Annotated in this window: 20 protein-coding genes and 3 pseudogenes; 17 read left to right on the forward strand and 6 right to left on the reverse strand. The window is 37.2% G+C overall.

Annotation, left to right across the window (positions count from 1 at the left end; genetic code table 11):
- Nucleotides 1-8 precede the first annotated feature (8 nt).
- Nucleotides 9-1,022 (forward strand): NAD(P)H-dependent glycerol-3-phosphate dehydrogenase, encoded by a 1,014-nt coding sequence (gpsA, locus tag ACYH9I_RS01995; protein WP_483558510.1) that lies wholly within the window; start codon nucleotides 9-11, stop codon nucleotides 1,020-1,022.
- A 70-nt stretch (nucleotides 1,023-1,092) separates the two neighbouring features.
- Here gpsA and ACYH9I_RS02000 read toward each other — a convergent pair whose 3' ends face one another.
- Complete coding sequence (locus ACYH9I_RS02000) at nucleotides 1,093-2,067, reverse strand: ornithine cyclodeaminase family protein (protein ID WP_483558512.1); 975 nt, start codon at nucleotides 2,065-2,067, stop codon at nucleotides 1,093-1,095.
- Nucleotides 2,068-2,255: 188 nt separating this feature from the next.
- Here ACYH9I_RS02000 and aas point away from each other — a divergent pair, with 188 nt between their 5' ends.
- The 14 genes and pseudogenes from aas to ACYH9I_RS02070 all read left to right on the forward strand — a co-directional run bounded on the left by aas (nucleotide 2,256) and on the right by ACYH9I_RS02070 (nucleotide 13,125).
- Nucleotides 2,256-4,397, forward strand: a complete 2,142-nt coding sequence (aas, locus tag ACYH9I_RS02005; RefSeq protein ID WP_483558514.1) for a bifunctional acyl-ACP--phospholipid O-acyltransferase/long-chain-fatty-acid--ACP ligase — start codon at nucleotides 2,256-2,258, stop codon at nucleotides 4,395-4,397.
- Nucleotides 4,398-4,412: 15 nt separating this feature from the next.
- Nucleotides 4,413-5,600 carry a lysophospholipid transporter LplT gene (lplT, locus tag ACYH9I_RS02010; RefSeq protein WP_483558516.1) on the forward strand — a complete coding sequence of 396 codons (1,188 nt, stop codon included), beginning with the start codon at nucleotides 4,413-4,415 and terminating at the stop codon, nucleotides 5,598-5,600.
- Nucleotides 5,587-6,498, forward strand: coding sequence for an N-acetylmuramic acid 6-phosphate etherase (murQ, locus tag ACYH9I_RS02015; protein WP_483558518.1), 912 nt, complete (start codon nucleotides 5,587-5,589; stop codon nucleotides 6,496-6,498). Before lplT ends, murQ begins: the two co-directional genes overlap by 14 nt.
- Nucleotides 6,499-6,644: 146 nt before the next feature.
- A pseudogene (locus ACYH9I_RS02020) lies at nucleotides 6,645-7,020 on the forward strand (PTS sugar transporter subunit IIA); the annotation flags it as partial.
- Between the two features lie 56 nt (nucleotides 7,021-7,076).
- Nucleotides 7,077-7,619 (forward strand): annotated as a pseudogene (locus tag ACYH9I_RS02025) (PTS sugar transporter subunit IIB); the annotation flags it as partial.
- A gap of 20 nt (nucleotides 7,620-7,639) precedes the next feature.
- Nucleotides 7,640-8,440 carry a PTS mannose/fructose/sorbose transporter subunit IIC gene (locus tag ACYH9I_RS02030; protein WP_483558520.1) on the forward strand — a complete coding sequence of 267 codons (801 nt, stop codon included), beginning with the start codon at nucleotides 7,640-7,642 and terminating at the stop codon, nucleotides 8,438-8,440.
- A 16-nt stretch (nucleotides 8,441-8,456) separates the two neighbouring features.
- A complete protein-coding gene (locus ACYH9I_RS02035; RefSeq protein ID WP_483558521.1) occupies nucleotides 8,457-9,368 on the forward strand; it encodes a PTS system mannose/fructose/sorbose family transporter subunit IID in 912 nt (303 codons plus the stop codon).
- A 170-nt stretch (nucleotides 9,369-9,538) separates the two neighbouring features.
- Nucleotides 9,539-9,913, forward strand: a complete 375-nt coding sequence (locus ACYH9I_RS02040; protein ID WP_483558522.1) for a DUF956 family protein — start codon at nucleotides 9,539-9,541, stop codon at nucleotides 9,911-9,913.
- 209 nt (nucleotides 9,914-10,122) lie between these two features.
- Nucleotides 10,123-10,197 (forward strand): annotated as a pseudogene (locus ACYH9I_RS02045) (AtuA-related protein); the annotation flags it as partial.
- A gap of 226 nt (nucleotides 10,198-10,423) precedes the next feature.
- Complete coding sequence (gene rpsP / locus ACYH9I_RS02050) at nucleotides 10,424-10,672, forward strand: 30S ribosomal protein S16 (protein ID WP_034900786.1); 249 nt, start codon at nucleotides 10,424-10,426, stop codon at nucleotides 10,670-10,672.
- 22 nt (nucleotides 10,673-10,694) lie between these two features.
- Nucleotides 10,695-11,225 carry a ribosome maturation factor RimM gene (gene rimM, locus ACYH9I_RS02055; protein ID WP_483558525.1) on the forward strand — a complete coding sequence of 177 codons (531 nt, stop codon included), beginning with the start codon at nucleotides 10,695-10,697 and terminating at the stop codon, nucleotides 11,223-11,225.
- 16 nt (nucleotides 11,226-11,241) lie between these two features.
- Nucleotides 11,242-11,994 (forward strand): tRNA (guanosine(37)-N1)-methyltransferase TrmD, encoded by a 753-nt coding sequence (gene trmD / locus ACYH9I_RS02060; RefSeq protein ID WP_483558526.1) that lies wholly within the window; start codon nucleotides 11,242-11,244, stop codon nucleotides 11,992-11,994.
- A gap of 33 nt (nucleotides 11,995-12,027) precedes the next feature.
- Nucleotides 12,028-12,378, forward strand: a complete 351-nt coding sequence (rplS, locus tag ACYH9I_RS02065) for a 50S ribosomal protein L19 (protein ID WP_034900792.1) — start codon at nucleotides 12,028-12,030, stop codon at nucleotides 12,376-12,378.
- A gap of 144 nt (nucleotides 12,379-12,522) precedes the next feature.
- Nucleotides 12,523-13,125, forward strand: coding sequence for a MarC family protein (locus ACYH9I_RS02070; protein ID WP_483558528.1), 603 nt, complete (start codon nucleotides 12,523-12,525; stop codon nucleotides 13,123-13,125).
- Nucleotides 13,126-13,202: 77 nt separating this feature from the next.
- On the opposite strand, the gene ACYH9I_RS02075 is transcribed toward ACYH9I_RS02070, so the two are convergent.
- The 4 genes from ACYH9I_RS02075 to dokD are packed head-to-tail and all read right to left on the reverse strand — an operon-like array spanning nucleotide 13,203 to nucleotide 18,639.
- The gene (locus ACYH9I_RS02075) at nucleotides 13,203-14,597 is read right to left on the reverse strand and encodes an amino acid permease (RefSeq protein ID WP_483558530.1); all 1,395 of its coding nucleotides are present in this window, start codon (nucleotides 14,595-14,597) and stop codon (nucleotides 13,203-13,205) included.
- Nucleotides 14,598-14,650: 53 nt separating this feature from the next.
- Nucleotides 14,651-15,757, reverse strand: a complete 1,107-nt coding sequence (locus ACYH9I_RS02080) for an alanine/ornithine racemase family PLP-dependent enzyme (protein WP_483558531.1) — start codon at nucleotides 15,755-15,757, stop codon at nucleotides 14,651-14,653.
- 25 nt (nucleotides 15,758-15,782) lie between these two features.
- The gene (locus ACYH9I_RS02085; RefSeq protein WP_483558532.1) at nucleotides 15,783-17,189 is read right to left on the reverse strand and encodes an APC family permease; all 1,407 of its coding nucleotides are present in this window, start codon (nucleotides 17,187-17,189) and stop codon (nucleotides 15,783-15,785) included.
- 52 nt (nucleotides 17,190-17,241) lie between these two features.
- Nucleotides 17,242-18,639 carry an ornithine/lysine decarboxylase DokD gene (gene dokD, locus ACYH9I_RS02090; RefSeq protein WP_483558534.1) on the reverse strand — a complete coding sequence of 466 codons (1,398 nt, stop codon included), beginning with the start codon at nucleotides 18,637-18,639 and terminating at the stop codon, nucleotides 17,242-17,244.
- Between the two features lie 258 nt (nucleotides 18,640-18,897).
- On the opposite strand from dokD, the gene ACYH9I_RS02095 reads away from it, so the two are divergent.
- Complete coding sequence (locus ACYH9I_RS02095) at nucleotides 18,898-20,337, forward strand: sigma-54 interaction domain-containing protein (RefSeq protein ID WP_483558719.1); 1,440 nt, start codon at nucleotides 18,898-18,900, stop codon at nucleotides 20,335-20,337.
- Between the two features lie 20 nt (nucleotides 20,338-20,357).
- Here the strand turns inward: ACYH9I_RS02095 and ACYH9I_RS02100 are convergent, their stop codons facing one another.
- Nucleotides 20,358-21,539, reverse strand: a complete 1,182-nt coding sequence (locus tag ACYH9I_RS02100) for a BaiN/RdsA family NAD(P)/FAD-dependent oxidoreductase (RefSeq protein WP_483558536.1) — start codon at nucleotides 21,537-21,539, stop codon at nucleotides 20,358-20,360.
- Between the two features lie 378 nt (nucleotides 21,540-21,917).
- Here ACYH9I_RS02100 and gltB point away from each other — a divergent pair, with 378 nt between their 5' ends.
- A complete protein-coding gene (gltB, locus tag ACYH9I_RS02105) occupies nucleotides 21,918-26,375 on the forward strand; it encodes a glutamate synthase large subunit (protein ID WP_483558537.1) in 4,458 nt (1,485 codons plus the stop codon).
- The last annotated feature ends 11 nt before the right edge of the window (nucleotides 26,376-26,386 follow it).

Raw genomic sequence — 26,386 nt, forward strand, 5'->3', positions numbered from 1 at the left:
GGATTATTATGAAAAAAAATGCTGCAGTTACAGTAATTGGCGCAGGATCTTACGGAACCTCTTTAGCTATTTTACTGGCACGAAATGGCCACTCAACTCTATTATGGGGTCATAACCCTGATAAAATGGTCATTTTGCAGCATGATAGGCAAAATAAACAATTTTTACCTGATATTCCTTTTCCTGATTTGCTACAAATTGAAAGCGATTTAAAAACAGCAGTTTCAGCTGCATCTATTTTACTTATTGTGGTACCAAGTCACGCTTTTGCAAGTATTTTAACTCAAATCAAACCATTTTTACGGCAAGATTCTAAAATAGTCTGGGCAACAAAAGGACTTGAGGTCAATACCGGTCGATTATTGCAAGATGTCGCAAGAGAAATTTTAGGCAATCAAATTTCATTAGCCGTTATTTCTGGTCCAACGTTTGCCAAAGAAGTGGCGTCAGGATTACCCACAGCAGTAACTGTTGCCTCAACGGATAAGAACTTCTTAACAGAATTACAACATCTATTCCATTGTAGTAAAAGTTTCCGTGTTTATAGCAGCAGAGATTTTATTGGAGTACAACTTGGTGGTGCAATCAAAAATGTTATAGCCATTGGTGCTGGATTATCTGATGGTCTTGGTTTTGGTGCCAATGCTAGAACAGCATTAATTACCCGTGGCCTTGCTGAGATGATGCGATTAGGAGCTGCATTAGGTGCAGATCCTGCAACTTTTATGGGGATGGCTGGGCTGGGCGATCTCGTTTTAACCTGTACAGATAATCAATCCCGTAATCGCCGTTTTGGAATTTTACTTGGTCAAAATAAATCAATTCAGGAAGCCCAAGATGCTATTGCTCAAGTTGTCGAAGGTCGTAATAACACCAAAGAAGTCTGGCTACTAGCTCAAAAATATCATGTTGATATGCCGATCACGGAACAAATTTATCAAATCCTTTATGAGAATAAAGATCCAAAACAAGCAGCAATGGCATTACTTGGGCGTTCACAAAAAGCAGAACTAAAAAGCTAGTTTTATACTAAAAAAGCTTAGCTACCTGAAATTTTTTGACAAAAAAGCACCTTAATCCCACAAGTAATTACTATAAATATGTGCCAATTCCTTTTTCTTTGGCTTTAAGATAGATATCGTAACCAATATACACATCTAATACTGCAGTTCCAACCGTTTTAAATAAAGTAATTTGTTGATTATTTTGGCGACATTGAGTTGGATCTAGCACTAAATCTCCTAACTCTAAAAAATCATCTTCCGATACTAATTTTTGTTTAATTGGATCAATAATATCACCTGCTTCAGCAAACACCCCCTCTTTGGTATCAAGCACTCGAATATTAGCTTTTTCAACAATGCTCTTCGGAATTTCGTGCATCTCTGGTGTATAAGCACCGACACCGTTAATATGTGTACCGGATTTTACTTTATCACCATTAAACGTAACAACTTTTGATGTTGTAACCGAAGTAATGATATCGGCTTGACTAATGTCTTCATCCAAATTTTGTGAAAAATAAAGATTAGTCGAAAAATGAGCGAAACGTTGTTTCATATCATTCGTAAATTGTTTTGCTTTTTGAGTATCAATATCAAAAATAGCAACATCAGTCAGTGAACGCACAGTTAGCATCGCTTCCAGTTGGGATATCGCCTGCCCACCAGTACCAATCAACACTGCACGACTAGCATTTTTACGCGCCAATAAATCAGTTGCCGCACCTTGAACAGCCCCTGTACGAAGCTGGGTTACAAAAGTACCATCTAACATGGCACAAACTTCACCTGTTTGTGGATCTAACATTAAAACTTGAGCAGGTACTGATGGCTTGCCTAACTTAGAATTTTCAGGAAAAACTGAAACAATTTTGATACCCACAACATCACTACCTTTAATATGTGCTGGCATAAACAAACATTGGCCTTTTTGCATATCAAAATTGATTCGCAATGGCACATCACAGTTCCCTTGTGTATAAATTTTTAAAGCTTGCTTATCTGCTGCTATCGCATCTTTCATTGTATAAAACTGTTCAATATCTTTAGCTGTTAAAATGAGCATTTTTGTTCCTTAATTGCTTTTTATATTTATTTTATAGTTAGTATCCATTATCTATTTTTTAAATCAAGAATCATTATTAATTAAATTCTAACAATTTGTTTTATATTAAAAAACACACCTCCTTGTATATTTTATATATTTTCACTATTATTACAGAGTACAATTTTGTACGATAATTGAGAAATCAGATGTTATTTAAAATATTAAAATTTTTTTTAAAGTTTTTATTCCATGTCAAAATTCATGGCAATCTTGACAATTTAAAGCAAGATAGACTTCTTATCACTCCTAACCATGTATCTTTCCTCGATGGTATCCTAATCGGCATGTTTTTACCTGTAAGACCAGTATTTGCTATTTATGCTGGCTATATTAATCACTGGTTGGTCCGTTTAGCAAAGCATTATGTTGATTTTGTGCCTATGGATCCATTGAGCCCAATGGCAATTAAGCGATTAGTTCGCGAAGTTGAAAAAGGCCGCCCAATAGTCATATTCCCTGAGGGAAGAATTACTGTAACTGGCTCATTAATGAAAATTTATGATGGTGCTGCTTTTGTTGCAGCCCGTTCTCAAGCAACAATTGTACCTGTCTGGATTGAAGGAGCTGAATTTACTTTAACCAGTCGTTTAAAAGGATTATTTAAACGTCGTTTATTTCCTAAAATAACCATTCATGTGCTTGAGCCGACATCTATAGCTATGCCTGATGCGCCTAAGGCTAGTGAAAGACGTTATATTGCAGGAGAAAAACTTCATCAAATTATGATGAATGCGCGTATGGCAAGCCGCCCCAAATTAACGCTATTTGAAGCTTTGCTTGAAGCGCAAGTCCGCTATGGTGTCAAATCGCGAATGGTCCAAGATCCGACAACTCATGAAGCATCTTATCGTAATTTATTAAAACAAATCATTGGTGTTAGCTGTATTGTCGCTAAAATCACTCAGAAAAAAGAACGTGTTGGCGTCTTATTACCTAATGCAACCATTACCGTTGCGACAATTTTTGGTTTATCGGTTAAAAACCGAATTCCAGCTATGCTCAATTATACTGCTGGTACCAAAGGGCTGACTTGTGCAATTGCAGCTGCTGAAATTAAAACTATCATTACTTCACGAAAATTTATTCAAAAAGGAAAGCTTGATCATCTCCTTGAACAAATAAAAGATGTTAAATGGTGTTTTCTTGAAGATTTACGTAACAGTTTAACTCTTACAGATAAACTTTATGTCGCAGTTCATCAGTATATCCCTCGTTTGGTTAAACGCTCTCAATCAAGTGATGACGAAGCTCTCGTCTTGTTTACATCGGGTTCAGAAGGTAATCCTAAAGGTGTTGCCCATAGTCATGGTAGCTTGCTTGCTAATGTTGAGCAAATTCGAACCGTTATTGATCCAACGCCAGCCGATCGCTTTATGTCTGCACTACCGTTATTCCATGCTTTTGGTATTACTGCTGGATTGTTTTTACCGCTGTTTTCTGGTAGCCGCACATTTTTATATCCAAATCCATTACATTATCGTATGGTGCCTGAAATAATTTATGATCAAAATTGCACTGTCTTATTTGGTACGCCGACTTTCTTAGCAAACTATGCTCGTTACGCACATCCATATGATTTTATGCGTTTACGCTATGTTGTTGCTGGGGCAGAAAAATTATCAGACACAGTACGTGAGCAATGGAAAGATAAATATGGTATCCGTATTTTAGAAGGCTATGGTGTTACTGAGTGTGCGCCCGTAGTGGCACTTAATGTCCCAATGGCGTTTAAATCCGGTACAGTAGGTCGATTATTGCCAGGTATGACATCAAGATTAATTCATGTTCCAGGTATTAGTGATGGCGGTCAATTGCAAGTTAAAGGCCCTAATGTGATGAAAGGCTATTTACGTGTTGAAAATCCAGGCAAACTTGAAGAACCAATTGCAATCGATGAACATGGACAATCAGAAAAAGGTTGGTATGACACCGGCGATATCGTTGCTATTGATAACGAAGGCTTTGTCACAATTAAAGGGCGCTTAAAACGATTTGCTAAAATTGCGGGAGAGATGGTTTCATTAGAAAGTGTTGAAGCCTTGGCAAAAAAAGTCGACATTGATGCCATGCACGGCGCAACAGTTAAAGCCGATGCAGCAAAAGGAGAAGCTATTGTTTTATTTACTACTTCGACCAAATTAAATCGAGAGCAACTTAACCAAGTGTCTCAAGAACTTGGTATTCCTGCATTAGCTATTCCTCGTGATATTCGTGTAGTTAAAGAATTACCACTACTTGGTACAGGTAAAATCGACTTTATTACACTACGAAAAATGGCTGACGAATAAATAAAAGGATACCACATGAATCAATATTCTCTTTTAAGCAAAGGCATGGTCGCAACCATGCTGGCGCAGTTTTTTTCAGCATTTGCCGATAACGCCATCTTTTTTGCTATCCTTGCTCTCATAAAAAATCTACATTATCCAGCTTGGAACCAATCAGTATTACAAATTAGTTTTGTGCTGCCATTCATCATTCTTTCCCCTTTTGTTGGTCAATTTGCCGACAGCATGTCAAAAGGCAAGGCTATGATGATTTCAAATAGTATAAAATTACTCGGTGCTGGTTGTATCTGTTTAAACATTAGTCCTTTTGCTGGATATTTTTTAGTTGGGGTAGGTGCAGCGGCATACTCTCCAGCTAAATATGGTATTCTAGGCGAACTCACCACGGGCGATAATTTGGTTAAAGCAAATGGTTTAATTGAAGCATCAACCATTGCGGCAATTTTACTTGGCTCGCTAGCGGGTGGTCATATTGCCGATCTTAATGTAAGCATATCTATATTGATTTGTGTATTAATGTATGGGCTAGCCATTATTGCTAACCTTTTTATTCCTAAATTACCTGCCGCACGACAAAATATTCCATGGCAATTTATGGGTATGATAAAAGATTTTGCAAACACAATTAAAATTATCTTCACCGATGAGCATGTCTTATTCACATTATTAGGTACTAGTTTATTTTGGGGAGCGGGTATTACTTTACGCTTTTTGTTAATTAGTTGGGTTCCTGCTATTTTAAACATACACGACAATGCAACACCAACAAATCTAAACGCGATTGTCGCTATCGGCATTGTTATTGGAGCCGGGCTGGCAAGTACATTTATTTCAATCAAGAACACGTTACGTTGCATTCCAGCAGGGATAATGATGGGCATAGCAGTAATCGCCTTCACATTGCAAAGCAATATCATTGCATCTTATATTTTACTTATTGTCATTGGGGCATTAGGTGGCTTCTTTTTAGTACCATTGAATGCTTTTATTCAAAAAATAGGTAAAGATTTAGTCGGTGCTGGCAGTATCATTTCGGTACAAAACTTAAGCGAATATACGGCAATGATGCTAATGCTAGGACTTTATGCATTAGCTATATACAAGAAATTATCAGTTATTACTATCGGTGTTGGCTTTGGTAGTTTATTTGCTATAGTGATATTTTTGTTATGGTTAGGATTAAGAAAAAATGCAACAAATTAACCTATCTGGTATGTTAACTGAAAGTCGTAATCCTAATAGTGAAAAAATAGACGACTGTTCAACGTTGGAAATACTTCAAATCATCAATAATGAAGATAAGCAAGTCGCGCTTGCTGTTGAAAAGGAGCTAGTAAACATAGCAAAAGCTGTTGATGCAATTAGTCAAAGGTTTTCAAATAAAGGGCGATTAATCTATATCGGTGCAGGGACTTCTGGTCGATTAGGTATTTTAGATGCAAGTGAATGCCCACCAACTTATGGCACCCCACATGAACAAGTTATTGGGTTAATTGCTGGGGGAAAACAAGCTATTTTTAAAGCAGTTGAAAATGCCGAGGACACCCCTGAATTAGCAGTTAATGACTTAAAAAATATCCATTTTAGCGCAAATGACATTTTAGTCGGCATAGCAGCTAGTGGGCGCACCCCTTATGTCATAGGCGGTATGAAATATGCCAAATCAATCGGAGCCACTGTCATCAGTTTATGCTGCAATCTTAAAGCCCCGATGATCAACATAGCAGATATAGCAATCACCCCTATTGTCGGTGCTGAAGTAATTACTGGATCATCAAGAATGAAAGCCGGAACTGCACAAAAATTAGTGCTAAATATGCTAACCACAGCCAGCATGATTAAAATAGGCAAAGTGTACGGCAATCTCATGGTCGATGTTGAAGCAACCAATGCAAAACTCATTGAACGACAAATATCAATAGTCATGCAAGCCACTGATTGTAGTCGGGAAGTTGCTATTCAAGCATTAAACCAAAGTAAAAAACACTGTAAAATTGCCATTTTAATGATTCTTTTAGATATAAATGCAGAACAGGCCAAACAAAAAATTATAAAAGAACATGGTTTTATTCGCCAAGCATTACAAAACAAACAAGATTAGCTTTAATGAACAATAAAAGCTTAATTTTTTTACCAAAATGTAATAAACACATATTTCTTAGTTTATTTGTAGTGTAAAATAACTAGGTATTTTTATTTTATAGGCTTTATATTATGTAATTAATATAAAAATTAGGAGGTAGTTATATGGTTGGAATTATCCTTGCAACTCATGGTGAGTTTGCAGAAGGTATTCTACAATCAGGAACAATGATATTTGGAGAGCAAGAAAATGTTAAAGCAGTTACCTTGCATCCAAGTGATAGTCCAGAAAGTTTGAAAGAACGAATGCTTGAAGCAATAGCTACATTTGATAATCAAGATGAAATACTTTTTTTAGTCGATTTATGGGGGGGAACACCATTTAATCAAGCTAACAATTTGTGCGGAGAACATAGTAATTGGGCTATTGTAGCAGGGTTAAATCTACCCATGCTAATTGAAGCTTATTCTTCTCGATTTTCGATGGAAACAGCAAAAGAAATTGCAGCAGCAATTATTGAACCAGCCAAAGAAGGCGTACGCACAACAGTCGCCACACCAACTGCCAACACTCAATCAACTAAACAATCATCAACCATTCCAGAAGGCACTGTACTGGGTAATGGAAAAATGAAAATTGTATTAGCACGTATAGATTCTCGCTTATTGCATGGGCAAGTTGCTACAGCTTGGACTAAATCAACCAACCCTAATCGTATTATCGTTGTTTCTGATTCAGTATCCAAAGATGAGTTAAGAAAAAAACTCATTGAAGAAGCCGCACCTCCTGGTGTAAAAGCGAATGTCGTTCCTATCAAAAAAATTATTGAGGTTTCTCACGATCCTCGTTTTGGTAATACCAAGGCATTATTACTATTTGAAAACCCAGAAGATGTACTAAGAACTATAGAAGGCGGTGTCGATATTAATGTTATTAATGTAGGTTCAATGGCACATTCAGTAGGTAAAGTTATGGTAAATAAAGTACTATCAATGAATGCTGAAGATGTTAAAACATTTGAAAAATTGAAAGCAAAAAATGTGAAATTTGATGTTCGCAAAGTACCTAACGATTCTAATAGCAATATGGACGAATTGCTAAAAAAAGCGAAAGAAGAATTAGCTGAACAAAAAAATTAGTTTATTTAAGGGGTTATATTATGACATTATCAATTGTTGCTATTATTTTGGTGATAGTTATCGCCTTTTTAGCAGGAATGGAAGGCATCTTAGATCAGTTCCAATTCCATCAACCTTTAGTTGCTTGTTCGTTAATTGGACTAGTAACAGGTAATTTAGAAGCTGGCGTTGTACTAGGTGGTTCATTGCAAATGATAGCACTTGGTTGGGCTAATATTGGTGCAGCTGTTGCTCCGGATGCAGCGCTTGCCTCTATTGCTTCGTCTATTATTTTAGTATTAGGTGGACAAGGCGTTGCTGGTGTATCTACCGCCATTGCTATTGCTATTCCTTTAGCAGTTGCAGGGCTATTTTTAACTATGGTAGTTCGAACCATTGCCGTCCCGTTAGTGCATATGATGGATACAGCAGCAGAAGAAGGCAATTTCCGAAAAATTGAATCATTACAAATTTTAGGTATCTGTTTACAAGGTTTAAGAATCGCAATTCCAGCAGCAGCATTACTCTTTATTCCTGCTGAAGCCGTCAAAGGCGCACTAGAAGCAATGCCTGAATGGCTAACAACGGGAATGGCTATTGGTGGTGGAATGGTTGTTGCTGTCGGTTATGCAATGGTAATCAACATGATGGCAAACCGCGAAGTATGGCCATTTTTCATTATTGGTTTTGTGGTAGCGGCCATATCACAACTTACGCTAATTGCACTTGGTGCATTAGGTATTGCATTAGCATTGATTTATCTCAATCTTTCTGAACGCGGCAATTCATCAAATGGTGGCAGTAAAGGTGACCCACTTGATGACATTTTAAATGATTACTAGAAACTTGGAGAAAAAAATGACTGATAGAATTCAATTAAGTAAAAAAGATCGTTTAGCAGTTGCTTGGCGTTCAACTTTCCTTCAAGGTTCTTGGAATTATGAACGTATGCAAAATGGTGGTTGGGTTTATTCAATGATTCCTGCTATCAAAAAATTATATACTACTAAAGAAGATCGTTCAGCGGCACTAAAACGCCACTTAGAATTTTTTAATACCCACCCATATTTAGCTTCCCCAGTGCTAGGCGTAACACTTGCTCTTGAAGAAGAACGAGCCAATGGAGCAGCCGTTGATGATGTTGCTATTCAAGGGGTAAAAGTGGGAATGATGGGACCATTAGCGGGAGTTGGTGATCCTGTATTCTGGTTTACCGTTCGACCAATGCTTGGAGCTCTGGGTGCTTCACTAGCAATAACTGGTGATTACATTGGCCCTATTTTATTCTTTTTATTATGGAATATTATTCGATGTTCCTTTATGTGGTATACCCAAGAATTTGGTTACCGTACAGGTTCTAAAATTACTGATAATTTATCGGGCGGTTTACTGCAAAAAATTACTAAAGGAGCCTCTATTTTAGGGATGTTTATCCTCGCTGCCTTAGTACAAAGGTGGGTATCAATAAAATTCCAACCTATTGTCTCGACTGTAAAATTAGATAAAGGTGCATTTATTGATTGGAATACATTACCAATAGGCGCAGAAGGCATTCAAAAAGCGTTACAACAAATGCAAAGCGGATTATCACTAACCCAAGAAAAGGTCACCACCTTACAAAATAACTTGGATCAGTTGATACCAGGGTTAGTACCATTACTATTAACTTTCTTATGTATGTGGCTACTTCGCAAAAAAGTATCACCAATTTTAATTATCCTTGGATTATTTATTGTTGGTGTCGTTGGCCATGTAATTGGCCTTTTATAAAACATAACGTTTTATAAAATTTTCTTAAAAAGCACTATATTTTTATATATAGTGCTTTTTATATATCGTCATCTTTTTTATAAAACCTCAATAAAGTAGCTATTTTCAACCCACTTTATGGTTTAAATAGTAGTATAATTTACAAAACACAAACTTACTTATGGATAATAATGGCTCAATCATTAAACACTAAAGTAGACTTAACCATTCAAGCAACTGCTTTCGTTGGTTTTTCAGAGTATGGCAACATTATGATTGGTGACAAAGCCTTTGAATTTTACCACCAGCATGACCCTCGCAAATATATTCAAATACCGTGGAATGAAATCGATTATGTTGTTGCATCAGTACTATTGGGTGGCAAATGGATTCCCCGTTATTCAATTCAGACAAAGAAAAATGGAACTTTTACCTTTGCATCTAAAGAGCCCAAAAAAGTATTAAAAGCCATTCGAGTTTATGTTGACGGGCAAAAAATGGTCAGATCACTTGGTTTCTTTGATGTCTTAAAACGGGCTTTTATAAAGAAAAAAACAAAAAAATAATGTATACATAAAAAATTATTGATTAATCATTAATATGATTATTCTTAATAAGATTATAACGTGTTTTCGGCTTGTTAAGATAATTGCCTTTCTTTTTTCCTAATCAAATATACTACCCACTTTAATGAAAGGCATTTAAAGAGGATAATAGCAATATTCCCATGTTCAAACTAGAACAACGTTAACCCTGTAGTTATGAAGCATTAAGTGGTTGCATTACATGCTCTTTAGCTCTTGATATGCATGGTAAAGGCCTTAGTGCTACATTGATGGATATAGAATAACGCTTTTCCTATATTTACATTGGATATTAGGACTTAAAAATCCCGACAAGGTCAGTTGTTGGGATGTTTATTTATTCTATTTTTCAATAAATATACTTTTTAAGCTACTACCGGTATTGATAAGAAACAGCCATTGCACTTTTTGCTAGAAAGAGTATAATTCTGGGGCTTTGATTTTGTCCGTGTTGGGCAGAAAAAAGATTATTTTTTAATTTAAGAGGATGTTATGGTAACTATTCGTTTAGCTCGTGGTGGCTCTAAAAAGCGCCCTTTTTATCAAGTAGTTGTCACTGATAGCCGTAACCCACGTGATGGTCGTTTTATTGAGCGCGTTGGCTTTTTTAATCCAATTGCACAAGGTAAAGCAGAAGAATTACGTTTAGATCTTGATCGCGTAAATCATTGGGTTGGTTTAGGTGCAACAGTTTCTGATCGTGTTAACGCATTGATCAAACAAGCACAAAAAGCTGCTTAATTTAGTAATTAATAGTCCTGTAATGATGAATACTGAGAATCTCATTGTTGTTGGTAAACTTGGTTCAAGCTACGGCATTCGTGGGTGGCTCAGGATTTTTTCGTTTACAGAATTTCCAGATAACATTTTTGATTACACCCCTTGGTATATCCAGCGTGCTGGACAATGGCAAGAAGTAATCGTAGAAAGCTTTAAACCGCATAATCATGACATGATTGTGAAACTCAAAGGCATTGATGATCGTGATCAGGCTAATACATTAACCAATGCTGAAGTATTTGTTGATGCAGAAAAATTACCAGCGCTTAGCAATGGTGATTTTTATTGGAAAGATCTCATTGATTGTCGAGTTAAAACAATTAACGGTTATGATTTAGGTCTGGTAACAGACTTAATGGAAACCGGCTCTAATGATGTATTGGTCGTTAAAGCAAATCTAAAAGATGCATTTGGAGCAACAGAACGTTTGATTCCTTTTGTTGAAGATCAATTTATTAAACAAGTAGATTTAACAACAAAAACGATTGTGGTCGATTGGGATCCTGCTTTTTAATCGGTAAGGTAAAGCTATGTGGATTGGCATTATTAGCCTTTTTCCCGAAATGTTTCAAGCCATTACCTGTTATGGTGTGACTGGTCGAGCAGTTAAAAACGGACTGTTAACAATAGATTATTGGAACCCGCGCGATTTTGCGCATGACAAGCATAAGACTGTTGATGACAGACCTTATGGTGGCGGTCCAGGCATGTTAATGATGGTACAACCACTAAAAGATGCAATTCATGCGGCAAAAGCAGTAGCTGGGGACGATACAAAAGTAATCTATCTTTCCCCACAAGGGCGCAAATTAAACCAACAAGGTGTTTGCGAATTGTCCCAAAATGAAAAATTAATTTTAATTTGTGGACGATACGAAGGCATAGATGAACGCGTTATCCAAACCGAAATTGATGAAGAATGGTCAATTGGGGATTACGTGTTAAGTGGCGGTGAATTACCGGCGATGACAATGATTGATGCACTTGCAAGGTTTATTCCTGGTGTATTAAATCATCAATCATCAGCAGAAGAAGACTCTTTTGCTAACGGTTTACTTGATTGTCCACACTATACTCGGCCTGAGGTGTTAGATGGAATGGCGGTGCCTGATGTGTTAATGTCTGGTCACCATGAAGCGATTCGTCGTTGGCGATTAAAACAATCACTAGGACGAACTTGGTTAAGAAGAGAAGATCTTCTTGCAAATCTAGCTCTGACTGATGAAGAGCAATGTTTACTTGCTGAATTTAAACATGAATACAGTAATAAACAAAGCGATTAATATTTCAGTGTAACTAGCATAAGAGATAACATTATGAAAAATGCAATTATTCAGCAATTAGAACAAGAACAAATGAAAAAAGACATCCCGTCTTTTCGCCCTGGTGACACGGTTGAAGTAAAAGTATGGGTTGTTGAAGGTAATAAAAAACGTCTTCAAGCTTATGAAGGTGTCGTCATTGCGATTCGTAATCGTGGTTTACATTCTGCATTTACAGTACGTAAAATTTCGAATGGCGAAGGTGTTGAACGAGTATTTCAAACTCACTCACCAATTGTTGATTCAATTACTGTGAAACGTCGTGGTCAAGTACGTCAAGCTAAACTTTACTACTTACGCGAACTTCGTGGTAAAGCAGCTCGAATTAAAGAGCGCCTTAACTAATTTTTTATTGGCTATCAATAAAAATATCAGATTAAGATGGTCACCTTTATGGTGACCGTTTTTATATATGATAAAAATAATGTCAACGCAGCAATAACGTTGACAAATTAACGTAGTTAAAAAAATTAATATAAAAGATAAGCTATGATTGACTATATTTTTGCTATTTTGTCCACAACAGTAAAATTATTTGCATTAATGACGCCGCCTGCTGTCTTGAGTGCATTTTTAAGTGGCACCAAACAATATGATGAACAGCTACGACGCAAAACTGCACTCAAAACATCTTGTTCTGTTTTTATCATTGGTATTGTACTATTCTTTTTTGGTAACACCATGTTTAGCGTTTTCGGCTTTACTCTTGATGCATTTCGCATTGGTTCAGGAGCATTATTATTTATCACCGCAGTTGCACTTATGAACGATTCGCCAGAAAAAAACAAAATTAACAGTGATGATGATATTAGCGTTGTCCCACTTGCTATCCCACTATGTATGGGGCCTGCATCTATTGGTACCATCATCGTTATGGGAACAAGCTCAATTGGAATTGTATCAAATACGGTTGGTGCTATTTCACTATTTGTTGCCTCAATGGGTATTTACATTATGCTGTTATGCGCCAAAAGTATTGCAAAAGTATTAAAAAATACAGGCATTGCGATTCTATCAAAACTAACAGGATTACTCATATCAGCCATTGCCGCACAAGTTGTATTTACGGGAATATCCGCCTTTTTAAAATAACCAAACAAAATAATTCAAAACTGATTGTATGTAATCACACTTAAATAATATTGCTAGGTGATTACATACAAATTACATTAATAACTTTTAATTGGATTTCGCTTTTTATAAAAAAAGTAAGAGATAAGAATAGCGATAACTAATACCACTTCTGACAACAAAATAAAGTAACCCGACTCACCAAACCACACTCCAACAATAATAACAATATTCATAATAATAGAAATGACAGCAAGCCAAGGAAACAATGGTGATTTGAACTTAATCATCTCCTTAGGATATTTACCACTATTCACCCCGTGACGAAATTGATACTGGCACCAAGCAATAATAATCCACGCAAAGCACCCAACTTGGCCAGTACTTGCGACTAAATAAATATAAAGCTTTTCTGCTGCAATGTACTTAGAAAACAAAGAGACTAATGCAATAATAGCAATAAATAATATACCTTTTGTTGGCACACCTCGTTGATTGACTTCTGAAAAATATTTTGGTGCTAAATTATCTTGAGCCATAGACCATAACATTCTTGAACTAGCGTAAATTGCTGAGTTGGCTGCAGATATAGCTGCACAAAAAATGACAAAAAGCATCATATACGAAGCAAATGTAATTCCAGCTTGATTAAATACCCATACAAATGGGCTAATTTCATCATGTACTGTTCCATATGGGTAAACAAGGGCTAAAACGGCAATAGCTAAAACATAAAATAAAATAACACGAAAAGCAACGCCAGTAATAATTTTAGGTAATACTGATTGAGGAGATTGCGCTTCACCTGCAGCATTCCCAATTAATTCGATGCCTTGAAATGAGTAAGTCACAATAGTCATACAAACAAAAATTGAAAAAAAACCATTGGGAAACCACCCACTCTCTGTTCTGAATGTTGGCAATACCTGTGTTTGGGTATATTGATGATAAAGTAAATAAACACCAATACAAATAAAAGCAATAATCGCAAATACTTTGATCGTTGAAAAACAATACTCACTTTCGCCAAATGCACGAACCGAAATTAAATGCACTGACGTAATGATAACTAAAATGAAAAGGCTAAAAAGATAGATAGGAATGGAAGGAAAAACTTGGTTAGCGATCATTGATGCTGCAGTCAAATCGGCAGCCATAGATAACACCCAACTTAACCAATATAACCAACCTATTGTATAACTCCAAATTGGATTGGGTATAAACATTAACGCATAATGTTGAAAAGAGCCTGCATGAGGGAATGCACAAGAAAGCTCGCCTAAACATAACATAGTTGAAAGCATTATGCAGCCTGCCATTAAATAGGCGATAATAGTTCCTAATGGCCCAACCGTACTAAGTGGAGATGCGATACCGATAAATAACCCAGTACCAATCGAACCACCTAAAGAAATCATCAAAAGATGACGATTTTTTAAGTTTTTCTTTAAACTACTGGGATAAGGGTTTTCTTGTGATTCTGATGTTGTCATGTAAACCGCCTAATAATCAATAAAAACTGCTGGTTGCCCAGCAGCTAACACAATTAATAAATAAACCGTTTTTCTACACCATTTGTTTGGCAAGCCATAAGTAAAGCGGTATAATCAAGTTCAAAACCGATCGTATCACCGACATGTAATGTTTCAGAAACATCTTCGATGTCAACAATAGTATGATCACTCGTTTGCCCTAAAACAGTAATCTTATCATTGATAGGTACGCAGCTTTCAGCTGGTACATCTTGCCGTCCAAAGGCAAGAAGTGCTCGTTTGCGTGTACCGTTATCAACAAACGTTTTACTGTTTAAAAATGCATCTACACCTAACTCACCAACAGGAACCGTTGGCTTGCTATTAACCTCAATAACTTGCGCATATAATTTATATAAATTACTACATGCTTTATCAACAGGCTTGTTTGAATGATGAAATTCATCAAGATATTTCATATCTACATACTCAATACCAAACTCATGCAATCCACCTATTCTTAAATGATTCAACCCTTCAGGCCAAATACCTTTATCTAATAAATGATAGCTTGTACAATTACCCGCCGATAAATATTTAATTTTAATATTACAAGACTCTTCTACTTTACGCGCAATATGTAAAAAGTCTACTCCATTTTTTACTGTTGGTAAAACGGTACCATAGCAGTTAAAATTGGTGCCAAGCCCATAGAGCTCAACACCTGGTAAAGAAAGAATTAATTTAACCGTATCAATAATTTCATCAATATGTTCAAACCAAATTCCTTCTCGTAAATCTCCCATATCTACCATCAGTAAAACTTGATGAACTTTTTGTTGCTTAACCGCTTCATCAGAAAGTGCTTGAATAACTTGTTTTTCGCTATTTAAGCTAATATCAGCATATTTAACCACATCACTAATTTCACTTAAACAAGGACTACGCAATAAACATGTTTTACAATTTAAAGCTTCTTTCAATTTTTTTAAATTGTAAGTTCTTGATTCGGCAATCACATCAATACCGCCGTCAAGCACAGCTTTGGCGGTTTCTATGCAGCCATCAAAAACTTTATTGACAGCCATCACTTCAATGCCGTGTTTAGCTAATAACTCTTTTTCAACACGAGCATTATTTCTTAATTTACGCAAATCAATTTCTAATATAGGTTTGTACATACAATTACTCCTCTATATATTGTTACTATTGCGAACGGTTACGTTTTTGTGCTCGATAGTAAATCCACTCAGCTAAACCAATAGCAAGCACAGCACCACCTACTATTTTGGCGATATACTCAACATACCCTCCCATATCAATTTGGGCTGGTGGAATAAAGACCAAAATTACAGCAAATAGCGTTGATAAAAACCCTAATGCAGGTAAAACAATCGGCATAACCTTACCTGGGATTTTAAAGCTACGCGGTACATCAGATTGAGTAAAGCGTAAACGATAATACGCAATAAACATCACTAAATACGGAATAAAATAACAAATTGTTGTAAGTGCTGTTAACATCCAATATGCCGCTGCAATACTTGGTGACACAAATGTTGAAAAACAAAGCACAGTCACAATAATTGCTTGAATAATTAAAGCAAAAGCAGGTGTTTTATATACTGGGTGTAAACGACCTATACGTTCACCAAGCAAATTATCTTCTTTTGATGCTTCTTGTAACATATAAATAGGGCCTACTAACCACGAGTTAATTTGTCCTAATGCACCAAAGAATAAACAAATTGCCATAACAGGTAATAACCAAGGCATATGTAATTCATTGGCAGCAGCTTCCATCGCCTGCATAACACCAGCAACAATATCAGTATCTTCTGCAGGTAACAACGTATTAATTGCCCATGAACCCACCATATAAATACCAACAATTACAACAGCTGAAACCAACATCGCTTTTGGAAAATCACGCTGAGGATCACGTGTCCGTCCAGCAATCATTGGCGCCACTTCGAGACCTGCGAACGCAAACATCATACTTGATAAAAATACGATAGTATCCCAACTGCTTAAATCAGGAATCCAATCACTAACATGGCTATAGCTCGTTGCCATTGGATGACCCATTAACAACCATACAATAGCTAAAACAATAAGAATAGCAGCAGGAATAAATACACCAAGCCATGCACTAACACTATTGATAATTTTAGTCCATTGCATTCCCCTAATATTCATTAGTGTCAAAATCCAAAAGACAACCATAGAACCAACACCAATAAATACTTGGTTTTGGGCTAAATCAGCACTAAACATATACCCTATTGCAGTAAAACCAAATTGCAACATTAATGGGAAGAAAAGCACACAAGAAAACAAAAAGCAAACAACAACAATCCAACCAATACGTTTACCAAATGCTTCTTTTACCCAAACAAAAATCCCACCATCTTTTGGCCAACCGGTTGAAAGTTCACCACACACCATCGCTAATGGAAAGAATAAACAAAATGCGGCAAGTAACCAAAGTACCATTGCTGATGCGCCATATGGAGCAACATTTGGAATTTGTCGTAAACTCAGTATTGCAATGACATTCATAAATACAATGTCTTTAATACCCAGCAAACTTGAATCTTTAGAATCACTCATAATAACCTCACTTTATAATATCTGGGGCATAAAATGCCCCAGATATTGATGATTAATAGATGTCGTACCCAACCATATCTTCGTAAGTGTCCTCGCGGCGAATCAATCGATCTTTACCTTCTTTATCTATCATTACAACAGAAGTACGAGGACGATTGTTATAAACAGTTTGGCTTTCGATGGTATAAGCACCAGCATCAAGGAAAGCAACAATATCGCCAATTTGAGTGTCTTTTGGCATTAAGAATTCTTCGCCTTTAACACCAACGTGGAAATAGTCACCACCATCACATAAAGGACCTGCTAATTTGATGTATTCATCATGTGTTTCATTGATTTTAGAGGCATTATAAACATAGAAGAACCAATCAAAATGTTGACTATCAGATAAAACGCTATAGCCTGCATCAACAAATTTCCATTCAACATGTTCTTCAATATTACCGTCCAAATCGTAATTAGTTTTACGTTTTTCGCAGGCTACTTCAGTTACAAGCACACCAGCAGAGCCAGTTACTTTACGACCAGGCTCAATACAGATTTCAACATCAGTGCGCCACTTGTGCACTTCATTAATAACAGCATCAGCAAAATCTTGTGCGGTAATACCTGCATACATGTTATCTTCTAATGGATTACCATTTTCTTCATCATATTTATATGGAACAGGAATCCCCCCACCTACATTGATTAAATCAAATTTAATACCAAGCACTTCTTCTAAGCGACGTGATTCATCAACTAAAACCTTCGTTGCTTTAGCAAAAGGTTCTGCTTCAGGCACCTGATCACCAACATGCATATGTAAACCACGTAAATGCACATATGGCATTGCCAAAATACGACGACATGTCTCTTCTGCTTGTTCTAAATCAATACCTGATTTAGCATGATAAGCCGTTACCAATTCTGCGTGAGTTGCTGATGGAACATTTGGCTCAACACGCACACAAACATTTGCTACTTTTTTCAAACGTCTTGATATGTCATCAATAATATCAAGTTCATATAAACTATCTACGTTGATAATATAAAGATCATTTTGGATAGCAAATTCTAAATCCACAGGTTTTTTAACAACACCATTGAAAACAATTTGGCTACCTGGAAAACCGATCTCTAAACATTTACGCACTTCAAACATTGAGTTGGCTTCTGCGTAAATACCGGCATCTTTAATCGCTTTAAGCACGCCCATTACAGAACAGGTTTTTGACGCATAGAAAATTTTTGTATTTGGATGCGCTTTAAATGCATTTTTGATTTCTTGCACATTACGATCAATTTCCTTTTCAGAAAACACATAAAAAGGAGTTGGATATTTTTCGGCTAACTTTTCTAAATTAATACCATCAAAACATAGTTTGCCACTTTCAGCACTAAAACGACGATCTTTAGTTACAAGATCTGTACGTATTTTGTTATAATTTGACATAATTGAGTCAGACATATGACCTCCAGTTAATTAATACATAAAAAGAACATAATGAATAAGAAAAATGGCTTCTTACCTGTAATGCAATCAGTATGCCAAATAAAAAATAAATAATAATCATAAAGTTAAAAAATAATCACCACAAACAAAATTAGTCATATAGTGTAAAATATATCTTTATGACAAAAATTCGTCATTCCAGTGAGAGTTGAAAAGGATTTAAATTAACCTAAGCAAGACTTAAAAAATAATTCAAAATTAAAAGGCACTAATATCATGACAATCGATCCTGAATTATTACAATCGCTAGATATATTTAAACATTTTTTTGATCTAATCCATCAACCAATAGCCATTATCAATAAGGAAGGAAAATATATTTATTATAATCAAGAAAGTGCAGAACTAGATGGTTATCCGATGGAACAAGCTATTGGCAAACCAATACTCAAAGTTTATCCAAAGATGAGAAAAGAAGACAGCACCATGCTGCAAGCTCTACAACAAGGCAAAGAATATCAAGATAATTACCAAAGCTATTACAATCATGTCGGCAAGCTTGTTGACTACATGCACACAACAGTGCCACTTTATAACACAAATAAAGAAATTATCGGTGCAATAGAAATAGGACGAAATTTATCTACTGTAAGGCAATTGCAAGACCAAGTTTTTACCCTAAATAGCAAGTTATACCAAAACAAAGAACAGCCATTACCCGAAATCGTTTTTGTTTCACAAAAAATGCAACAGGTTATCGATCAAACCAATGTGTTAGGTGCAAATGATGTTCCTGTATTAATTGTTGGCGAAACAGGCACAGGTAAAGAGCTATTTGCCCGTTTAATACACCAAACAAGCCAACGCCGACAAAAACCCTTCATATCCCTTAATTGTAGCGCATTACCGACGACACTAATTGAAAGCACATTATTCGGTACAGTCAAAGGTGCATTCACAGGAGCAGAAACTCGACAAGGTTATTTAGAACTTGCCAATGGTGGTACCTTATTTCTTGATGAATTAAATGCCATGCCTTTAGATATGCAAAGCAAATTATTACGATTCCTACAAGAAAAGACCTATTGGCCACTAGGTGGTAATAAAGAAATGTATTCTGATGTTCGTATTGTTGCAGCGATGAACGAATCACCAGCAGAATTACTAAAAACAGGAAAAATGAGAAACGACCTGTTTTATCGATTAAACGTTGGTTTAATAAAGCTCCCAGCTTTACGCGACAGAACAGAAGACATCCCCGTTTTAGCGCGTTATTTTATTGATAAGCATAAAAACGATATAAATATCATCATCAGCGGTATCAGCGAACATGCGCTACAACAACTAATATCAGCTCCTTGGCCTGGCAATGTCCGGATGCTTGAAAATGCAATAGTCAGAAGTATGGTATTACAAAGCAAACCTGGTGAATTACAGCATATCACACTTGATGAAGAGCTATTTGATCTCAATAGTTCATTTTATCAGGACGAGAACAGCAGTAAACCAGACAAAACAACACAAAACACATCACCAAATGGAAACAACTTAACCCAACAAGTAGAAAACTATGAACGACAACTTATCATTGATGCCTTAAATCAAGCCAATGGTAAAATTATCACAGCTGCAAAAATATTAAATATTTCACGCACAACTTTACAATATAAAGTCAAAAAATATCGTATTCAAATGGGGGTAATTAGTGATTAATCTAATCACCCCCAAAACAATCAATCAAACGCTTGAGCACAAGCGAAAGCACTACTCCAAGCCCATTGAAAATTATACCCTCCTAGCCAACCTGACACATCAACGACTTCGCCAATAAAATAAAGATTAGGCTGTTTTTTTGTCTCCATAGTTTTTGATGATAACGCATCAGTACCTACCCCACCTAATGTTACCTCGGCAGTACGATACCCTTCCGTACCATTAGGGACAATGGACCATTGCGTCAAAGTATCATAAAGATTTTGTTGCTGTTTAGAAGTAAGTTGCTTCACCGTTAAATCAGACACTAAATTTAATTGTATTAATGCTTCAATGAGTCTTTTAGGTAAAATCTGCGCTAAACAATTTTTTATATTTTGATTGCGATTTGCTTCAAGTAATGGTTTAAATTCCGTTTCGAATTGCCTATCAGGTAACAAATTAATCTTAATTGCTTCACCAGTTTGCCAATAGCTTGAAATTTGCAAAATGGCAGGACCTGATAATCCCCGATGAGTAAATAACAGATTATCTTTAAAACAAATTTTTGAGTTCGACACTTCAACCGGCACCGAAATACCAGACAGCGTTGACAGCACATCTAACAAAGGTTTATGCAGTGTAAAAGGCACTAAGCCAGCCTTTACAGCAACAACTGGCAGATCAAATTTTTCGGCAATTTTATATCCTACCGACGTCATACCCAACGCAGGCATAGATAATCCACCTGTTGCAATAATAACTTTATCACTCTCAATTACACCTTTTGAAGTATGTAATTTAAATTTCTCAGTATCAGATTCAATATCATTAAGTTGCGTTTGCAACATAAAACTCACGCCACCTTTTTGACACTCTTTAACTAACATATTCACAATCTGTTGAGCTGAATCGTCACAAAACAGCTGCCCATGCTCTTTTTCGTGATAAGCGATATGATATTGATTAACCAAATGAATAAAATCCCACTGCGTATAACGTTTTAATGCCGATTTACAAAAATGCGGATTTTGGGACAAATAATGCTTAGCCTCAATATTCAAGTTAGTAAAATTACATTTCCCCCCGCCAGACATTAAAATTTTGCGTCCTACTTTTTTACCATTATCAATCACAGTAACATCATAGCCCTTTTGCCCCAGCAAGCCGGCACAAAAAAGCCCTGCAGCGCCAGCGCCTACAATTGTAATTTTCGTTTGCATAATTGAGATATTAAAAATTTACAGATAATAAATTATAACAGTATACAACCACCACTAATAGCCATTGAATTTTGCGATATGTTTTATACTAAAAGACAATTTTTTATGAAACTTTTTAACAAAAAAGAAAAAGAACTTATATCCCACATATCCACCAAAATTACCAAAATCTAGTATTGACTTATAAAACCATTAAAAATCATAGCAATAATTACCATTATTAGCTTTATTAATAACGCCAATAACAGTTATTAAAAGATTGACTTATAAGTAATATTTATTTGACCAAAATACGATTTTTCTTTAATTTCATAGCCAATATGGGATTAATGCCTATACTTTTTCAAATTATAAAAGCGATGAACTAGAGGCAATGATATGTTATATAACCAGCATCATGAAAAAGATAACTGCGGATTTGGGCTAATTGCTCACATTGAAGGGCAACCAAGTCATAAAGTGGTGCGTACAGCAATTCACGGTTTAGCCAGAATGCAACACCGTGGCGCCATTTTATCTGATGGAAAAACAGGCGATGGTTGCGGTCTTTTATTACAAAAACCTGACCGTTTTTTTAGATTAGTAGCACAAGATGCAGGTTGGCGATTAGCGACCAATTACGCCGTTGGTATGCTGTTTTTAAGCCAAGACGAAAAAGAAGCACAAGCAAGCCGCGAGATTGTTGAACAAGAACTCGCTGAAGAAACCTTATCTATTCTAGGTTGGCGTGAAGTACCGATTGATAAAAGCGTACTGGGCGAAATAGCATTATCATCACTACCAAAAATAGAACAAGTGTTTGTCAACGCCCCTGCCGGTTGGACAAAAATCGATTTAGAGCGTCGTTTATATATGGTGCGTCGTCGAATTGAAAAACGGGTGAAAGACGATACATTTTACGTTTGCAGCTTCTCCAATCAGGTCAATATCTATAAAGGCTTATGTATGCCTAAAGATTTACCTCGGTTCTATTTAGATTTGGCTGATATCCGCATGGAAACGGCTATTTGTTTATTCCATCAACGATTCTCAACTAATACCGTGCCACGTTGGCCATTAGCGCAACCTTTTCGCCATCTGGCGCATAATGGTGAAATCAATACCATCGAAGGTAACCGACAATGGGCAAAAGCGCGCTCATACAAATTTAAAACGCCACTCATTCCAGACTTACAAGATGCCGCACCGTTTGTTAATGTCACTGGTTCTGATTCGAGTTCATTAGATAACATGCTAGAGCTATTCCTTGTTGGTGGAATGGATATTGTACGAGCTATGCGCCTGCTTGTTCCCCCTGCTTGGCAAAATAACCCTGACATGAACGAAGACCTACGTGCCTTTTTCGATTTCAACTCAATGCATATGGAGCCTTGGGATGGACCTGCGGGTATTGTCATGTCTGATGGACGTTATGCGGCATGTAATTTAGACCGTAATGGATTACGTCCTGCACGTTATGTAATAACGACAGACAAACTTATTACCTGCGCCTCTGAAATTGGTATTTGGGACTACCAACCTGACGAAGTCGTCACTAAAGGTCGTGTTGGTCCGGGTGAATTATTAGTTATTGATACCGAAGAAGGTCGCATACTACAATCGTCTGAAACAGACAACGATTTACAAAAACGTCATCCTTATAAAGAATGGATGGCAAAAAATGTTAAACAGCTAATACCATTTGAAAACCTACCTGATGATAACATTGGTTCACGCAATTACGACGACACGTTACTTGCCACTTATCAAAAACAGTTTGGTTATAGCGCTGAAGAACTTGACCAATGCATTCGTGTACTCGGTGAAAATGGGCAAGAAGCCACGGGCTCAATGGGTGATGATACGCCGTTTGCCGTATTATCAAGTAGACCTCGTTTAATTTATGATTATTTCCGCCAAAAATTTGCACAGGTCACAAATCCGCCTATCGATCCACTACGTGAAGCGCATGTTATGTCACTTTCAACCAGCATCGGTCGAGAAATGAATGTATTTGCCGAAGCAGAAGGTCAAGCGCATCGTGTGGCATTTAAATATCCAGTTTTAGTTTATTCTGATTTACAACAATTAACCGCGTTAGAATCGCGTTACTACAAATCAGAAACATTAGACATCACCTATGACATTGATGGCAGCTTACGTGATGCCATTGAACAATTATGTGGTGATGCCGAGGCAAAAGTTCGTAATGGTACAGTATTACTGATTTTATCAGATAAAAACATCGCGGCCGATCGCTTACCAATTCCGGCACCAATGGCGGTGGGTGCTGTACAACAGCGTTTAGTTGAAAAGAATTTACGTTGTGATGCCAATATCATTGTTGAAACCGCAAGTTGTCGTGACCCACATCAATTTGCAGTACTGCTTGGTTTTGGAGCAACAGCAATTTACCCTTACTTAGCCTATGAAACCTTAGGTCAAATGGTCGATAATGGCACAATAAATAAATCTTATCGCGAAGCAATTCTTAATTACCGCAATGGGATTAATAAAGGCCTATACAAAATCATGTCTAAAATGGGGATATCAACCGTTGCCTCTTACCGCTGCTCAAAACTGTTTGAAGCGGTTGGATTACATAAGGATGTGGTTGAACTTTGTTTCCAAGGTGTTACTAGCCGTATTAGTGGCGCTAATTTTGATGATTTTACGCAAGACCAATTTAACTTATCGAAAAGTGCATGGTTAAAAAGAAAACCATTAGAACAAGGTGGACTACTTAAATTTGTTCATGGTGGCGAATATCATGCCTATAACCCTGATGTGGTGCAGTCACTACAAAAAGCGGTCAATAATGGCAATTATGACGATTACAAACGTTATACTGATATCGTCAATAATCGCCCTATTGCTACATTACGTGATTTATTAAAGCTCAATCCCCCTAAAGATGCAGCTATTCCACTGGAACAAGTCGAACCTGAAGAATCGCTATTCAAACGCTTTGACTCAGCCGCCATGTCAATTGGTGCGCTGAGCCCTGAAGCGCACGAATCGCTTGCCGAAGCCATGAATACACTCGGAGGTTTCTCCAATTCAGGTGAAGGTGGTGAAGATCCAGCACGCTACAACACCATAAAAGTTTCACGCATAAAACAAGTTGCATCAGGCCGTTTTGGCGTAACGCCAAGTTACTTAATGAATGCTGATGTTATTCAAATTAAAGTCGCACAAGGAGCAAAACCGGGTGAAGGCGGTCAGCTACCTGGTGATAAAGTCACACCGTATATAGCAAAATTACGTTTTTCGGTACCGGGTGTCACATTGATTTCGCCGCCGCCTCATCACGACATCTATTCAATTGAGGACTTGGCACAACTTATTTTTGATCTTAAACAGATTAACCCTAACGCAATGATTTCGGTCAAATTAGTATCTGAACCTGGGGTTGGAACCATTGCAACCGGTGTTGCTAAAGCTTATGCTGACCTCATCACCATTTCTGGCTATGACGGGGGAACCGGTGCTAGCCCATTAACGTCGGTTAAATATGCCGGCTCACCGTGGGAACTTGGACTGGTTGAAACACAACAATCCTTAGTCGCCAATGGGTTACGCCACAAAATCCGTCTACAAGTTGACGGTGGATTAAAAACTGGTACCGATATTGTCAAAGCTGCCATTTTAGGAGCGGAAAGCTTCGGATTTGGAACTGGTCCAATGGTCGCATTGGGTTGTAAATATCTTCGTATTTGTCACCTTAATAACTGTGCAACAGGTGTTGCAACACAAGATGAAAAATTACGTAGCGAGCACTATCATGGCCTGCCAGAAAAAGCCATGAACTACTTCCGCTTTATTGCACGTAATACACGGGAAGTGATGGCAGAACTAGGCGTAAGTCGAATTGTCGATTTAATCGGACGGACTGATTTATTATTAGAACTTGACGGCATCACTGCGAAACAACAAAAACTAGATCTATCTGGACTGCTAAAAACCGCCACCCCACTTGAAGGCAAACCGGTTTACTGCATAGAAGATAACAAACCCTTTGATAAAGGGGTACTCAATAAAGAGATCCTCACACAAGCACAACAATTTGTTGATAACCGTCAAAGCAAAAGCTTCTATTTTGACATTCAAAACACCGATCGCTCGGTTGGCACAAGCCTATCAGGCTATATTGCTCAAAAATATGGCGATCAAGGCTTAGTCACCGATCCGATCTCGCTAAACTTCAACGGCACGGCGGGGCAAAGTTTTGGTGTATGGAATGCTGGTGGTGTCGATCTAACCCTAACTGGCGATGCCAACGACTATGTTGGTAAAGGCATGGCTGGTGGACGCATTGTCATTCGCCCACCGCAAGGCTCGGCATTTTTAAGTCATGAAGCAACCATCGCGGGTAACACCTGCTTATATGGCGCAACAGGTGGCAAATTATTTGCCGCCGGCCGAGCAGGTGAACGATTTGCCGTACGTAATTCCGGTGCCATCAGCGTTGTTGAAGGCATTGGTGATAATGGATGTGAATATATGACAGGCGGTATTGTTTGTATACTTGGAAAAACAGGGGTCAACTTCGGTGCGGGTATGACAGGTGGGTTTGCTTATATCTTAGATGAAGATGGCGAACTACACAAACGCATCAACAAAGAGCTGGTCGAAATGCTAAACGTCGCAAATTACGCCATTCATGAAGAACACCTTCGAGGTTTAATTATGGAACATGCTCAACTAACCCACTCATCACGAGCCGAAAATATTTTGGCCAATTGGGACAATTTTGCTAAACAATTTGCCCTAGTCAAACCAAAATCCAGTGATGTCAAAGCATTACTTGGACACCGCAGTCGCTCATCGGCAGAACTGCGCGTTCAAGCACAGTAAGGAGAACACGA

It is taken from the genome of Gilliamella sp. X-23 (assembly GCF_057063545.1).